The organism is Streptomyces sp. NBC_00414, from assembly GCF_036038375.1.
Classification (GTDB): Bacteria; Actinomycetota; Actinomycetes; order Streptomycetales; family Streptomycetaceae; genus Streptomyces.
Genome location: NZ_CP107935.1, coordinates 7211144 through 7226017, shown reverse-complemented (window position 1 = coordinate 7226017; position 14874 = coordinate 7211144). Strand labels below are relative to the sequence as shown.

The 14874-nt window shown below is 71.4% G+C and carries 13 protein-coding genes; 8 read left to right on the top strand and 5 right to left on the bottom strand.

Annotated features, from left to right (window positions below; genetic code table 11):
- Positions 1–88 precede the first annotated feature (88 nt).
- Complete coding sequence (locus tag OHS59_RS31400; protein ID WP_328496708.1) at positions 89–1564, bottom strand: HtaA domain-containing protein; 1476 nt, start codon at positions 1562–1564, stop codon at positions 89–91.
- A gap of 75 nt (positions 1565–1639) precedes the next feature.
- The gene (locus tag OHS59_RS31395) at positions 1640–3151 is read right to left on the bottom strand and encodes an HtaA domain-containing protein (RefSeq protein ID WP_328496707.1); all 1512 of its coding nucleotides are present in this window, start codon (positions 3149–3151) and stop codon (positions 1640–1642) included.
- Positions 3152–3413: 262 nt separating this feature from the next.
- Here OHS59_RS31395 and OHS59_RS31390 point away from each other — a divergent pair, with 262 nt between their 5' ends.
- The 7 genes from OHS59_RS31390 (at position 3414) to OHS59_RS31360 (ending at position 11087) form a co-directional block, all read left to right on the top strand.
- Positions 3414–4406 (top strand): heme/hemin ABC transporter substrate-binding protein, encoded by a 993-nt coding sequence (locus tag OHS59_RS31390; protein WP_328496706.1) that lies wholly within the window; start codon positions 3414–3416, stop codon positions 4404–4406.
- The gene (locus tag OHS59_RS31385; RefSeq protein ID WP_443061533.1) at positions 4403–5494 is read left to right on the top strand and encodes a FecCD family ABC transporter permease; all 1092 of its coding nucleotides are present in this window, start codon (positions 4403–4405) and stop codon (positions 5492–5494) included. Before OHS59_RS31390 ends, OHS59_RS31385 begins: the two co-directional genes overlap by 4 nt.
- On the top strand, positions 5491–6327 hold the full coding sequence (locus OHS59_RS31380) for a heme ABC transporter ATP-binding protein (protein WP_328496705.1): 837 nt from the start codon (positions 5491–5493) through the stop codon (positions 6325–6327). The genes OHS59_RS31385 and OHS59_RS31380 overlap by 4 nt, the downstream gene beginning before the upstream one ends.
- A gap of 198 nt (positions 6328–6525) precedes the next feature.
- The gene (gene efeO / locus OHS59_RS31375; RefSeq protein ID WP_328496704.1) at positions 6526–7686 is read left to right on the top strand and encodes an iron uptake system protein EfeO; all 1161 of its coding nucleotides are present in this window, start codon (positions 6526–6528) and stop codon (positions 7684–7686) included.
- A 9-nt stretch (positions 7687–7695) separates the two neighbouring features.
- The gene (gene efeB, locus OHS59_RS31370) at positions 7696–9105 is read left to right on the top strand and encodes an iron uptake transporter deferrochelatase/peroxidase subunit (protein WP_328496703.1); all 1410 of its coding nucleotides are present in this window, start codon (positions 7696–7698) and stop codon (positions 9103–9105) included.
- 3 nt (positions 9106–9108) lie between these two features.
- Positions 9109–9957 carry an iron uptake transporter permease EfeU gene (gene efeU / locus OHS59_RS31365; RefSeq protein ID WP_328496702.1) on the top strand — a complete coding sequence of 283 codons (849 nt, stop codon included), beginning with the start codon at positions 9109–9111 and terminating at the stop codon, positions 9955–9957.
- 116 nt (positions 9958–10073) lie between these two features.
- Positions 10074–11087, top strand: coding sequence for a hypothetical protein (locus tag OHS59_RS31360; protein ID WP_328496701.1), 1014 nt, complete (start codon positions 10074–10076; stop codon positions 11085–11087).
- A 189-nt stretch (positions 11088–11276) separates the two neighbouring features.
- Here the strand turns inward: OHS59_RS31360 and OHS59_RS31355 are convergent, their stop codons facing one another.
- Complete coding sequence (locus OHS59_RS31355; RefSeq protein ID WP_328496700.1) at positions 11277–12008, bottom strand: bifunctional DNA primase/polymerase; 732 nt, start codon at positions 12006–12008, stop codon at positions 11277–11279.
- A gap of 168 nt (positions 12009–12176) precedes the next feature.
- Here OHS59_RS31355 and OHS59_RS31350 point away from each other — a divergent pair, with 168 nt between their 5' ends.
- Entirely contained in the window at positions 12177–13097 is a 921-nt protein-coding gene (locus OHS59_RS31350) for a glycerophosphodiester phosphodiesterase (RefSeq protein WP_328496699.1), read from the top strand.
- Here OHS59_RS31350 and OHS59_RS31345 read toward each other — a convergent pair.
- Both OHS59_RS31345 and OHS59_RS31340 read right to left on the bottom strand, forming a co-directional pair.
- Positions 13076–13687, bottom strand: coding sequence for a TetR/AcrR family transcriptional regulator (locus OHS59_RS31345; RefSeq protein WP_328496698.1), 612 nt, complete (start codon positions 13685–13687; stop codon positions 13076–13078). The two genes, OHS59_RS31350 and OHS59_RS31345, sit on opposite strands and share 22 nt — an antisense overlap.
- Before the next feature lie 194 nt (positions 13688–13881).
- Entirely contained in the window at positions 13882–14871 is a 990-nt protein-coding gene (locus tag OHS59_RS31340; RefSeq protein WP_328496697.1) for a small ribosomal subunit Rsm22 family protein, read from the bottom strand.
- Positions 14872–14874 lie beyond the last annotated feature (3 nt).

Below are 14874 nucleotides of genomic sequence, written 5' to 3'. Positions count from 1 at the left end.
CTCATGACGGTGACACGCGTGCGCGGGCGCTTCCTGGCCAACCCCGGGTGCCGGCCCCGGGTATGGGCCCGGGTGCCGGCCCCGGACGTCAGGCCTGGGTGGAGTCCGTCAGACGGCGGCGGCGTACCGCGAACACCACGCCCGCGCCCGCCGCGACGGTGACCGCGGCGGCCGCCCCGAGCGCGCCGACCGGGACGTCCGAGCCGGTGGAGGCGAGATTGCCGGTCACACCGCCCGTGGTGGACCCGGTCGTGCCCGCGCCGCCGGTGGTTCCGCCGGTCGTGCCTCCCGTGGTGCCGCCGGTCCCGGAGGTCGACGTCGGGTCGGTGTCCGGGAGTTCGGCGTCCTCGGTCAGGGCCACGGCGATGTCGACCGGGTCGAGTGCGGCACCGGCCTGGTAGAAGCCGCCGAAGGCCGCCGCGCCCGCCTTGGTGAGGGTGGCGGTGACGCCGTCGAGGGTGATGACGTCGTCCTCGGCGGTCAGGTCGGCCGACCTGGGCTTGAGCTCGGCGAGGGTGACGTCCTCGGACTTCTCGCCGAGGCTGTCGACGTCGGCGGTCAGCTCGCCGGAGCCGCCGTCGATCTCCGCCTTCAGGTCGCTGAGGGTGAGGTCCAGACCGTAACTGCCGTTGTCCTCATGGCCCTTGAAGTTGACCGAGCCCTTGAAGGAGGCCTTGAGGGTGTCGGCGTCCGTGTCGTAGGTGCCGGTGGCGTCGACGAACGTGAAGACGCCGTTGCCGGACGCCTGCTCCGCCCCGCCCGACACGGTGATCCTGCCCTTGGCCACGCCGTCCACGACGTACGTACGGAAGGACTGCTTCACGCCCCAGCCGAGCGTGCCGTAGGAGATGGCCCCCTTGGTGTCGGCGTCGGTGGTCGAGGGCTTCGGGGTCGTGGATCCCGTCGGCTTCGGGGTGACGGTGGTGGTCGGGGTGCTCGTGGGGGTGCCGGTCGGAGTGGACGGCGGGGTGGTGGTGCCCGTGGGCGTCGGGTTCGGCGACTCGGGCTTCTTCTCCAGCACCGTCAGGGGGTCGCCGGCCGCACCCGTGTAGGCGGAGCTGCCGAAGACGTCCCCGGCCTCCTTGGTCAGCTTGGTCGTCATGTCCGTCATCGTGCGGTTGACGGTGACCTCGGCGAGCGGCACGTCCTGCTGGGTCGTACCGGCCTTCGTCACGTCGGCGGTGACTCTCGCGTCCTTGCTGTCGAACTTCAGGTCGGACAGGGCGAGTTCGAAGTTGTGTGCCTTGGAGACGATCTTCAGGGAGCCCTCGAAGCCGAGTGCGACGGTGTGCGCCTCGGAGTCGTAGCTCCCGGTGCCGTTGACGAAGGTGAACGCGCCGTTGTCCTTGGCCTGCGTGGCGCCGCCCTCGGGGGTGAAGGAGCCGGCCGCCATGCCGGTGACGTAGTTGCGGTACGTCTGCTTGATGCCCCAGGTCAACTCATAGTCCTTGAGCGGCACTTCGGCGGCGGAGGCGGACGTCGCGGCGAGCGCGGTGGCGCCGAGCGTGACGGCGGTCGCGCAGGCTGCGGCAAGGGCTATGGGGCGGCGGCGGTTGGCGGCCATGGTCGTGGATCTCCTCGGTTCAGGGTGTGTTCAGTACGTGGGAGTCCGCTCGACTCGCGGACGAGGAAAGAAAGTTCAGCTCTCGCCGGGGGCGTCGGCCGCCACCGGCGTACGGCGCCTGCGGATGATCAGGAAGGCTACGGCGATCGCGATCAGAGATGCGACCGCGAGCCCGACGGGCAGGACGGGGACGTCCGAATCGCTCGCGGTGGCCTCGGTCTTCGGCCCGGCCTTCTTCGGATCGGCGGCCGCGGCTTCGGGGGTGGCCGACTCCGTGCTGCCCAGGTCGGGCAGGGCGGGCAGTTCGGCACTGTCGGTCAGGGCGACGGCGAGGGACACCGGGTCCATCTCCGTGCCGGCCTTGTACATGCCCCCGAAGGCATCGGCGCCCGCTGCGGTGAGTTCGGCGGGTGCCTCGGTGACCTGGACGAGGCCGTTCTTCGGCTTGAAATCCTTGACGGTGAAGGTGACGAGCGGCACCTTCTCGTCGGTCTTGGCCGCCTTGTCGGTACCGGCTGCCTTGTCCGCCCCTGCCGACTTGTCCGTGCCTGCCGCCTTGCCCGTACCGCTCCCGCTCGTGACATCGGCGTAGAGCGTGCCCTTCCCGGCGTCCGTGACCTTGGCCCGGACCTCGCCGAGCTTCAGGTCGAGGCCCTGTTCGCCGGTGAAGCGGACGGCTCCGGCGAAGGTCGCGTCGAGGGTCTGCTTCTTCTCGTCGTACGTGCCCGACCCCTTCGGGAAACGGAAGAGCGCACCGCCGTCCTGGGCGCCTCCGGAGAGCTTCCACTCCCCTTCGGCGATGGCACCGGTGACGTACTCGCGGAAGGTCCTGCGCACGCCCCAGTCGACGGCGCCGTCCTCGATCCGGCCCGAAGTCGCCTTCCCGGTCTTCGACTTGGCCTTGGACCCGGTCGGTGAGGGGGACGGGGTGCGGGCCGGTTCAGCGGCGGCGGCCCGTACGTCCGCGGACAGGCTGACCGGGTCGAGGGCGGTGCCCGCCGTGTAGTACCCGGCGAAGGACTTCGCGCCCTGGGCGGTCAGCGTGGCGGGCAGGTTGTTCAGCTGGACGGCGTTGCCCCCGCCCTTCATGTCGATGCCGCCCAGGGAGAGGGAGGCGAAGGGCACCTGCGAGGACGTCGTGACCGCCCCGGTGCCCTTCGCCTTGCTGATGACGTCGACGTAGAGCGTGCCGCCGTTGCCGGCGAGGCGGACGGTGGGGCGGCTGATCGTCAGGTCGAGCTGGTGGGTGCCGTCGTCCTCCTTGTGCCCGAGGAAGTGGACCCCGCCGGAGAAACCGGCGTCGAAGGCACCCGAGGAACCGTCGTACGTACCGGTCGCCGAGTGGAAGCGGAACTGGCTGCCGCCGACCGTGGCCGCGCCTCCGGTGAGGGAGAAACCGCCGTTCGCTATCGGGCCGGTGACGTAGCTCTGGAAGGAGGATTTGATGCCCCAGTCCAGCCTGCCGCCCTGCACGGTACGGCTCGCCGCGTGGGCCTGGCCGGCCGGGAGCAGCGCCGTGAGCACCGCTGCGAGTACCGCTGCGCAGAGCAGGGTCACGTGAGTACGTGCGTGCGGGCGGGCTGGCATGTGTCCTCCGGGGCGGGTGGATCTGGCCGGATGCCGTGTGGCGCTTCCTGGCGAGAAAGGTAAGGCTAACCTAAGCTATGCCCGCCGGGACGGGAAGCGTTGGATGAGACAGAAGGGGGGACGGGGGTTGTTCGTCGGCCGCCCGTTCGTCGTGGCCGGTCGCGCAGTTCCCCGCGCCCCCACAGGCAAAGACAGTTGGCCGAGCCCTGCCGGTGCAGCGCCCGACCAGCGACGCGAAAGGGACTACACGACCGTGCGACGCATGCGGACACGAGTGGCGGGTGCACTGCTTGCGGTGCTTGTGGTGGCGGGGTGCGCCTCCCATGAGGGGACAGCCGCGCCGGACACGAGGGCCCGCGCCGCCGCGGATCGGGTCGAGCCCCTCTCGGACACGCCGGAGCCTCGGCTTCCGGTCACCGTGCGCTCGTCCGACGGCCGTGAGGTGACGGTCGAGGACGCCGAACGCATCGTTCCGCTCTCCGGCAGCCTCAGCGAGATCGTCTTCACCCTCGGCCTCGGCGACCGTGTCGTCGCCCGTGACATCACCGCCACCTTCGCCCAGGCGGAGAAACTGCCGGTGGTCACCCGCAACCACGACGTCTCCGCGGAGAGCGTGCTGTCCCTCAAGCCCGATCTGGTGCTCGCGGAAGCCACCACCGGGCCCGCCGAGGCGATGGGCCAGATCCGCGACGCGGGCATACCCGTCCTCGTCGTCGACCCGGCGCAGGGCCTCGACGACGTGGGCCCGCGCATCGAGGCGGTGGCCCGCGCGCTCGGCGTACCGGCCGCGGGCAAGGAGCTCACGAAGCGCTCCGAGGAGCGGATCGCCGCCGTGCGCAAGGACGTTCCGAGTGCGAAGAAGACCGATGACGCACCGCGTGTCGCCTTTCTCTACCTCCGCGGCTCCGCGTCCGTCTATCTGATCGGCGGCAAGGGCTCGGGGGCGACCTCGCTGCTCGAAGCGGCGGGCGCGGTGGACGCGGGCGCCGAGTCCGGCCTGAAGAAGGACTTCACCGCGATCACCACCGAAGCCCTCGCCCAGGCCGCCCCCGACGCGATCCTCGTCATGTCCAAGGGACTTGAGTCCGTCGGCGGCATCGACGGCCTCGTCAAGATCCCGGGCGTCGCCCAGACCCCGGCCGGGATGGACCGCCGGGTCGTCTCGATCGAGGACGGCGTCCTCCTCAACTACGGCCCCCGCACGGACGCCGTACTGAAGTCCATCGTGGGCCAGTTGTACGGGGACACGAAGTGAGCGTGACCGACAAGGCCGTTCCCCAGGCCCCTCCTGTCGGCGGGCTTCCCGCGCGGCCCCGCCGCGGTGCCCCCTGGCTGCTCACGGTCGCCCTGGCCGTCCTTCTCCTGCTGCTCACCCTCGCCTCCGCCGGACTCGGCGCGTACGAGATCCCGCCCGGTGACGTCCTCTCCTCCATCGCGCACCGGGCGGGCCTCGGCGGCGGCGAACTGGACCGGGTCCCTGAGTCCGTGCTGTGGAACGTGCGCTTCCCGCGGATCGTGCTCGCGCTGCTCGTCGGTGCCTCACTGGGCTGCGCGGGCGCGCTGATGCAGGGCGTGTTCGGCAATCCGCTCGCCGAACCGGGGGTCATCGGTGTCTCGTCGGGCGCGGCGGTCGGCGCGGTCGCCGCGATCTCGCTCGGTCTGGGCTTCCTCGGCACCTGGACGGTCCCGGCCTTCGCCTTCGTCTCGGGTCTCGGCACGGCGCTGCTCGTGTACTCGATGTCCCGCTCGGGCGGCCGTACGGAGGTCGTGACGCTGATCCTCACCGGTATCGCGGTGAACGCCTTCGCGGGCGCGCTGATCGGCCTGTTCATCTTCCTGGCGGACACCGCGGCGGTGAACCAGATCACCTTCTGGCAGCTCGGCTCGCTCTCCCAGGCGACCTGGCCGAAGGTGCTGGCGGTGCTGCCGTGCGCGGCGGTCGGTCTGGCCGTCGCCCCGTTGTACTCCCGCAAGTTGGACCTGTTGGCGCTCGGCGAGCGCCCGGCCCGGCACCTGGGCGTGGACGTCGAACGGCTCCGCGTCGTGCTGGTCCTGGTCGTCGCGCTGCTGACGGCCGCGGCCGTGAGCGTCTCCGGTGTCATCGGCTTCGTGGGACTCGTCGTGCCGCATCTGCTGCGCATGGCGGCGGGCCCCGGCCACCGTTTCCTCCTGCCCGGCAGCGCGCTGGGCGGGGCGGTGGTCCTGCTCGCGGGCGACCTGGCGGCGCGTACCGTCGCCGAGCCCGCCGAGCTGCCGCTCGGTGTGCTGACCGCTCTCTTCGGCAGCCCGTTCTTCTTCTGGCTGCTGCGCAGGACCCGTCGCAGGCAGGGAGGCTGGGCATGAGGAAGCGATCGGGGTGGCTTCGTACGAGGGCCGCGCCTCCCGGGCCCGTGGCCCCCGGCGACGTGCTCGCCGAGGCGCAGGCCCTGCACGTCCGGCTCGGCGCACGCGAGGTGCTGTCCGGCGTGGACGTCGAGGCCCGCGCGGGCGAGGTACTGGCACTGGTCGGCCCCAACGGGGCGGGAAAATCCACCCTGTTGGGCGCGCTCGCCGCCGACCTCCCGGCCGCCGACGGTGTCGTACGGGTCCATGGGCGCCCGGTGTCCGACTGGTCGGCGCACGAACTGGCCCTGCGCCGGGCGGTGCTCCCCCAGTCCGCCTCGCTCTCCTTCCCCTTCCCGGTCGAGGAGGTCGTACGGATGGGGCGGGCGCCCTGGGCCGGGCTGCCCGAGGATGATCAGGACGACGCGGCGGTGGCCGCGGCCATGGCGGCCACCGAGGTCTCCGGGTTCGCGGGCCGGCCCTTCTCGGCGCTCAGCGGCGGCGAACGGGCCAGGGTCGCGCTCGCCCGGGTGCTCGCCCAGCGCGCCCGGCTGCTGCTGCTCGACGAGCCGACGGCCGCGCTGGACCTCAGACACCAGGAGCTGGTGCTGCGGGTCTGCCGCGAAAGGGCGCACGAAGGGGACGCGGTGGTCGTGGTGTTGCACGATCTGGGTCTCGCGGCCGCCTACGCGCACCGGGTGGTGATCCTGTGCGCCGGGCGCACGGTGGCCGACGGGGCGCCTGCGGAGGTCTTCACCGACCGACTGCTTTCGGACGTCTACAAACAGCCGGTCGAGGTGTTCCCCCACCCGCGCACAGGTGGGGTCATGGTGGCCCCTGTCAGGGGTTCTTGACCCGTCTTTGACCGTTACGTGGGGGGTGGATAGCCCCTCCGTGACCGGGCCGTGCCCGTACGACGCCCATGAGAGCTGAATCACTGGACGGGCGGCTTTCAGTCAGGTAAGCCTCAGATAAGTTAGGCAAGCCTCACCCCGTACCTGTGCTTTTCCTGTGCCCTGTGACTTGTGACCTGTGACCCTCTTGGAGCCTGTATGCGAGCCGTCCGACTCTCCGTCGTCACCGCTGCCGCGACCGCGGCGGCGCTGGCCGCTGTCACGGGTTGCACCGAGAAGAGCGACGCGTCGAGCGAGGACCACGTCGTCGAGGTGACGGCCACGGACACCAAGTGCGAGGTGTCGAAGACGGAGTTCCCGGCCGGGCACGTGCAGATGGACGTGACCAACAAGGGCTCCAAGGTCACCGAGGTCTACCTGCTGTTCCCGGACGACCGGATCGTCACCGAGCGCGAGAACATCGGCCCCGGCACCCGCCAGAAGGTCACCGCCGAGGTGAAGGCCGGCGACTACCGGATCGCGTGCAAGCCCGGCATGAAGGGCAAGGGCATCCGGCAGGACGTCACGGTCACCGGCGGCGGCAAGGCCGCGAAGCGCGATCCGCGCCTGGACGCGGCGGTCGCCTCCTACCGGCAGTACGCGCAGGAGCAGGCCGACGAGACGCTGCCCAAGGCAAAGGTGTTCACGGACGCCGTCAAGGCCGGTGACATCGAGGCCGCGAAGAAGGCCTACGCCACCTCGCGCATCGGCTGGGAGCGCACCGAGCCGGTCGCCGAGTCGTTCGGTGACATCGACCCGAAGGTCGACCTGCGCGAGGACGGTCTGGAGGAGGGCCAGGACCTGGAGAAGGACTGGACCGGCTGGCACCGCCTGGAGCGCTCGCTGTGGAAGGACAAGAAGCTCACCGACCGGGACTCGAAGCTCGCCGACCAGCTGATCAAGGACCTCACCGACTGGCAGAACCGCGTCGGCAAGGCGGAGATCACCCCGACCTCCATGGCCAACGGCGCCAAGGAACTCCTCGACGAGGTCGCCACCGGCAAGGTCACCGGCGAGGAGGAGCGTTACTCGCACACCGACCTGGTCGACTTCAAGGCGAACGTCGAGGGCGCCGAGAAGTCGTACGAGCTGCTGAAGCCGGTCGCGAAGGAGAACGACGCGGCGCTGGTCACCGAGCTGGACAAGCAGTTCGCGGCGCTCGACACCCTGCTGGACACCTACCGCAAGGACAAGACCTCGTACGAGTTCACCTCCTACGACAAGGTCTCCAAGGCGGACCAGAAGGAACTCTCGGACGCGGTGAACGCGCTCGCCGAGCCGCTGTCGAAGCTCGCCGCCGCCGTCGTCGCCACGAAGTAGGGAACGGCCATGACGGACACGCCTGCCGAAGCCGAACACGCCGCGGCGCCCGAACCCGCCACCCCGGCCGGGGAAACCGTCTCGGCCGGGGAAACCGTCTCGGCCGGGGAAACCGTGCCGGCCGGGGGAAGCGCGTCGGCCGGGGGAAGCGCGTCGGGCGCCCCGTCGCGGCGTGCGCTGATCGGCTGGGGCGGTGCCGGACTCGCGCTCGGTGCGGCCGTGGCCGGTGGCGCGGTGGCGGTGGCCCGCTCCGGCGACGACGAACCGGGCGCGGCCGGGGAGGGCGGCGCGGTCGCCTTCCACGGCCACCACCAGGCGGGCATCGCCACCCCGGTGCAGGACCGGCTGCACTTCGCCGCCTTCGACGTGAAGACCACCGACCGGGCCGCGTTCGTCCAGCTGCTGAAGGACTGGACCGCGGCGGCCCGGCGGATGACCGCCGGGCAGGCGGTCGGCGAGGGCGCGTACGGCGGACTCGCCGAGGCGCCACCGGACGACACCGGGGAGGCGCTGGGCCTGACACCGTCCCGGCTGACCCTCACCCTCGGCTTCGGCCCCTCCCTCTTCGAGAAGTTCGACCTCGCCGACCGGCGCCCCGAAGCCCTCGTCGACCTGCCCAGGTTCGCCGGCGACAACCTCGACAGGAACCGCAGCGGCGGTGACCTGTGCGTCCAGGCCTGCGCCGACGACCCGCAGATCGCCGTGCACGCGATCCGCAACCTGGCCCGCATCGGCTTCGGCAAGGTCGTCATCCGCTGGTCCCAGCTGGGCTTCGGCAAGACCTCCTCGACGACCCCGGACGCCCAGACCCCCCGTAACCTCATGGGCTTCAAGGACGGCACCCGCAACATCGCGGGGACCGAGACCGACCGTCTGAAGAAATTCGTGTGGGTCGAGGAGAAGGACACCGACGCGGACTCGGCCTGGATGGCCGGGGGCTCGTACCTGGTGGCCCGGCGCATCCGCATGAACATCGAGACCTGGGACCGCACCTCGCTGCAGGAGCAGGAGGACATCTTCGGCCGCGACAAGGGCGAGGGCGCCCCCGTCGGGAAGGCCAAGGAGCGCGACAAGCCGTTCCTCAAGGCGATGCTGCCCGACGCGCACGTCCGCCTCGCCCACCCCGACACCAACGCCGGGGCCACCCTCCTGCGCCGCGGCTACTCCTTCACCGACGGCACCGACGGACTCGGCCGCCTCGACGCGGGCCTGTTCTTCCTCGCCTACCAGCGCGATGTGCGCACCGGCTTCATCCCGGTCCAGCGCAGCCTGGCCGCCGACGCCCTCAACGAGTACATCCAGCACGTGGGTTCAGCACTCTTCGCGATCCCGCCCGGCGTCCGCGACAAGGACGACTGGTGGGGCAGCACGCTGTTCGCCAAGAACCCCGGCGATTCACACGACCCCAAGGAGGCGTAGGCCGTGTTCGGCAACTATCTGATCGGCCTGCGCGAGGGCCTAGAGGCCAGCCTCGTGGTCTGCATCCTCATCGCCTACCTGGTGAAGACGGACCGCCGGGACGCCCTGAAGCCCATCTGGATCGGCATCGCCGTCGCCGTCACGCTCGCCCTCGCCTTCGGCTTCGCCCTCGAATTCGGCTCCCAGGAGCTGACGTTCGAGGCGCAGGAGGCCCTCGGCGGCTCCCTGTCGATCATCGCGGTCTGCCTGGTGACCTGGATGGTCTTCTGGATGCGGCGCACCGCCCGCCACCTGAAGGCCGAGCTGCACGGCAGACTCGACGCGGCCCTGCAGATGGGCACCGCAGCGCTGGTCGCCACCGCCTTCCTGGCGGTGGGCCGTGAGGGCCTGGAGACGGCCCTGTTCGTCTGGGCTTCGGTGCGCGCCTCCAACGACGGCACCCAGGGCCCGTTGATCGGCGTGCTGCTGGGCATCCTGACCGCGGTCGTGCTCGGCCATCTCTTCTACCGGGGCACGGTCCGCATCAACCTCGCCAAGTTCTTCACCTGGACCGGCGGCATGCTGGTCGTCGTCGCCGCGGGTGTCCTCGCCTACGGTGTGCACGACCTCCAGGAGGCCGACTTCCTGCCCGGCCTGACCGACAAGGCCTTCGACATCAGCGAGACCGTCCCCCCGGACAGCTGGTACGGCACCCTCCTCAAGGGCATCTTCAACTTCCAGCCCGACCCGACCGTCGTCCAGGTCGTCGTCTGGGTCCTCTACCTGGTGCCGACGCTCGCGTTCTTCCTGGCACCCTCGCGGTCAGGAAAGGGCCGGGCCGAGTCGCCCGCTCCGGTACGCGAAGAGGCTTGAGACCGGGACGGACAGGGGGCGCCGAGGGGCGCGGTACGTGAACCCGCCGTCCGCGCGCTTCCCGGTCCCGGTAGGGTTCGCCTCCGGGAATCGGGACGGGGAAGGTGAAGGACTCGATGAGCAGGGATCGCAGCCCTCGTAAGCCTCGTGGGCTTCGCGGACTTGGCCGGAGCGCGCTGACGGCGGCCTCGGTGACCGTGCTGTCGGTGACGGCGAGCGGGTGCGTGGTCGTGCACGGGGAGCGGGAGATCGTCCCCGGGGCCACGAAGAGCGAGGCCGCGCGTGCTCTGCGGGACTTCACCACCGCCTACAACAAGGCGAACGGCGCCAACGACCCGTCCCTGGACGCGGACCGGGTCACCGGCGCGCTCGGGGACATCGACGGGGCGAAGCTGAAGGCCGGCGGCAGGAACCAGCCGGGCGGCAATCCGAACTACGTGCCCCTCAAGCTGACCGACACCGAGTTCAGCATCCCCGCGAAGGCGGGCTGGCCGCGCTGGTTCGTCACCGACTCGAAGGCCAACAAGGGGCGCGGCGAGGACCGTTGGCTGATGGTGTTCACCCGGAGCGACGCGGACGAGGTGTGGCAGGTCGCGTATCTGACGATCTCCTCCGCCAAGGAGATACCGGAGTTCGCGAAGGACGAGGGCGGTTTCGCCCGGCCGGTCACGGCGGACGCGACCGATCTGGCGATCGCCCCCGGAAAGCTCCCCCAGCAGTACACGGCGTACCTCAAGGACGGCGGCAGCGCCTTCGCGCCCGGCACCCACACCACCAAGTGGCGCTCCGACCGCGCGAAGAGCGCCGCCCGGCCGGGCCTCGCCCAGCAGTACATCGACGAGCCGCTGGCGTCCGGTGACTACGCCCCGGTGGGCCTGCGCACCGCGGACGGCGGCGCCCTGGTCTTCTTCACCACCCGCCACTACCAGAAGCAGACGGCGGCCCCGGGCGTCCCCATCAACGTCACCAACGTCGACGTCAAGGCCCTGCTGACCGGCGAACCCAAGCAGTCCCTGACCCTGGAGTCCATCTCCAACCAGGCGGTCCTGGACCCCCCGAAGTCCGCCTCGGACCAAAGAATCAATTTCCTGAGCAGAATCCAGGGCCTGACAGCCGCCAGGGGCCAGTAGCCCCCACCCCCACCCCCAAGGGGCGCGGGGAACGGCGCAGTCTTTCGTCTTCGAGGCGCACGGGCAACAGCGCAGACCGTCGCCTTCAGGGGCGCGGGGAACGGCGCAGTCCCGTCGTCTTCAGGGGCGCGGGGAACGGCGCAGTCTTTTGCCCTTGAGGGGCCCGGCGGAACCGCACGAACCCCGCCGTCACCCCCGGAGGGGCCACGCAGCAACCTGCTCCCGCTCCACCCCCGCATACCGCGCACACTCGTCCGTCAGCACTTCGAGCAAGGACAACGGATCCGGCAACGGATGCTCAGGCCCCCGCAGCCACCCCACCGTCAACTCCCCCGGCAACCGAGCCGGAGGCACCAGCACATACGACCCACGGCAGTGCCACCGCAGCCCAGGATGCTCGTCCATCGTCTCGGGATGGCAGTCCAGCTCGCACGGCCACCACTCGTCCTCGTCCTCGGGCGTACCGCGCGTGGCGGTGAAGAAGAGCATCCGGTCGTCCCCCGACAGGGCGACGGGCCCGACCTCGATCCCGGAGGCGAGCAACCGGTCCAGCGCCTCCTGCCCGGCCTCCACCGGCACGTCCAGCACGTCGTGCACCATGCCGGTCGCGGTGATGAAGTTGGCCAGCGGCTGATGCCGGGCCCACCGCTCGATCTGCGCCCGGTCGGTCGTGGACTGCGTCTGCCAGGCGAACGAGACGGGGTGGCGCGCGGGGGTCGGACACCCGACGCGGTCACAGGAACATCGGTAGGCGGAGGGATGGGCGGCCGGCGCGAGCGGCAGCCCGGCTCCCGCGGCGGCGAGCAGCAGCTCCTCACGGCCCGCGGAGTCGTCCGCGGCGTCCGGTCGTGGGCGCCGACCGCGCAACCACTGGGAGATCCTGCTCTGCCCGCCGGAGCGGCGGCCCGTCTCTGCGCTCATATATGCCCTCGCCTGGCTGTTGTGCGGACAGCATGCCTCATGGTCCCACCATCCTGCGCTTCGGGGGGCCGGAGCCCACATCCGGGGTAGGTGGGGTGATGCCCGCCCGGGGCAGTGATCGAGTGTCATTGCGTACTTTGACACGATTTGCCCGCCTACGGTGTCGGCATGGTCACACGGACTGCGCTGACGGGTATCGCCGGTCTCACGTCACTGGCTCTCGTGGGACAGGGCGGGGCGATCACCCCGCTGGAATGGGGCGCCGACCCTCTCACGGTGTCCGGGCTGCCCCGCGTCGTCTACACGGCGCACCGCGGCGGCGCCCGGGAGGTGCCGGAGAACAGCATGACGGGCCTCATGACCGCGTTCGAGCGCGGGACGGCCCAGGTGCTCGACCTGGACACCCGGATGCTGCGCGACGGGACGATGGTCGTCATGCACGACGCGACCCTGAACCGCACGACCTACATGGGCGGCCCGGTGCACGCGCTGGACCGGCGGGACTGGCAGGGGGTCCGGCTGCGCCCCAGGGCCGCGCTGCCGGGCAGCTGGCGTTCGGAGCGGCCGCCGACGCTCGCCGAGGTGCTGGACCGGTTCGGCGGGCGGGTGGTGCTGATGCTGGAGGCCAAGGATCCGCGGAGTCTCGCGGCCATCGCCGCCATGCTCAGGGAACGCGGTCTGACCCGCTCGGTGCTGGTCAACTCCAACCATCCCGCGGTGGCGCTGCGCACCCATCGCCTGGGGCTGCTGTCGCAGTTGTGGCGCTCGGCCCACCAGATGCGTACGGACCGGCCGGAGCGCTGGCGGCCGTTCGTGGACGTCCTGGACGTGGACCACAAGGCCCGCGACCGCGATCTCGTACGGGCCGTCCGGTCCGGCATCCCGCGGGTGTGGGCGCACACGGTGGTGACCCCGGCACAGCGCGACCGCGCGCTCGCGCTCGGCTGCGACGGGATCATCACGGACGCGCCGGGCCGGCTGGCCCGGACCCGGACGAGGACTCGCGCGCGGGTACGGATCCGGGCACGGGTGGGTGCCCGGGCGTGGACGCGGGTCCGGGCGTGGGGTCAGCGGGGGGCGATGCCGTAGAGGGCGTACTCGACGAGCTTGTTCGCGTAGGCGTGGTCGAGCGGGCCCGTGCCCTGGAGCCAGCGCTGGGCGAGGGGCGAGACGAACAGGTCGCGCGCGATGTACGGGTCGACCTCGGTACGCACCTGGCCCGCTCCCTGGGCCGCCCTCAGGCGCCGTACGTACAGTTCGAGCGAGGGCATGAGCAGCATGGCCACGAACTCCTTCGCGAAGGCGGGGTTGCCCACGCCCTCCGCGGCGAGTGCGCGGGCCGGGGCCTCGTAGCGGGGGTCGTTGAGTTCGTCGACGGTGGCGCGCAGCACCGTCTTGAGGTCGGCCTCCAGGTCCCCGGTGTCGGGGATGCCGTCCTCCTCGGCCCAGTCCCCGCCGGCCGCCTCCGCCGCCTGGGCGCCCAGGTCGACGAAGGCCTCCATGAGGACCTCGGCCTTCGACGACCACCATCGGTAGATCGTCTGCTTGCCGACGCCCGCGCGGGCCGCGATGCCCTCGATGGTCGTCCTGGGGTAGCCGATCTCGCCCACGAGGGCGAGGGCGGCGGCGTAGATGGCGCGGCGGGACTTCTCGCTGCGGCGGGTGGAGTCGGGAGCCATCCCCCGAAACTACCAGCACGGCAAGACGCGCCGTCTCGCCACAGGGTTGTTCTCGCCCCCGCCGCCCCTACCCTCCCCGTCACTGACTCGGGGGCCAGCCCCCGAACCCCCGGTCCTCAAACGCCGGACGGGCTATCTCCTAGCCCGTCCGGCGTTTGAGGACGAGCGCGCAGCGCGATACGGGGGCGAGGAAACTACGCCGGGGGCCACACGTCGCCCCAGGCCGCGTCCCGGGCCTCCTTGTAAAGGAGCCCGTGCCGCTTCGTGACCGTGGCGCGCCGCAACCCCTCCTCCACCTCACACAGATCCAGCAGAACCTGCCCCTTACGGATCTGCGGCCGCCGCACCACCCTCGAAGCGACCGGAGCAACCGCCCCCCGCGTCGCGGCGACATAGCTGAACTTCTCGTCCTCGTACGCCAGCGACCCACCCTTGACCTGCCGGTGCAGCGAGGACCGGCTGACCCGCGCGGAGAAGTGGCACCAGTCCTCCCCCGGCACGATCGGACAGGCGGCACTGTGCGGACAGGGCGCGGCGACATGGAACCCGGCGCCGATCAGCCGGTCCCGGGCCGCGATGACACGGGCGTACCCGTCAGGCGTCCCGGGCTCGATGATCACGACCGCCTGCGCGGCACCCGCGGCGGCGTCCACGACGGCACCGCGGCCCGCCTCGGTCAGCTCGCCGAGGACGTACGACACCGTGACGAGATCGGCGTCCGGCAGCGCGAGCTCCGCTCCGATACGGGCGCGCCGCCACTCGGCGGACCTCAACAGCGGGTTGCCGGCGACGAGTTCACGGCCGAGGGTGAGCGCGGGCTCCGCCCAGTCGAGCACGGTCACCGGCCGTTCCTCGGGCCAGGTCGCGTTCACGGCCCAGGTCGCGGCGCCCGTGCCACCGCCCACGTCGACATGGCTGCCCGGCACCCACCGGGGCACGACGTCCGCGAAGGCGTCGAGGGCGGCCCGTACGGCCTCGAAGGTCGCGGGCATCCGGTACGCGGCGTACGCGGCCACGTCCGCGCGGTCGCGCAGGATCGGCGCGTCGGTCGGGGTGGTGCCCCGGTAGTTCGCGATCAGCCGGTCGACGGCCTGCGCGGCCACTTTCGGGGGCAGTCCGTCGAGCAGCCCCGCGAGGGCCGCGCGCAGGGTCTCGGCCGGGGAGGCAGGGGCGGGGGCGTTCACGAG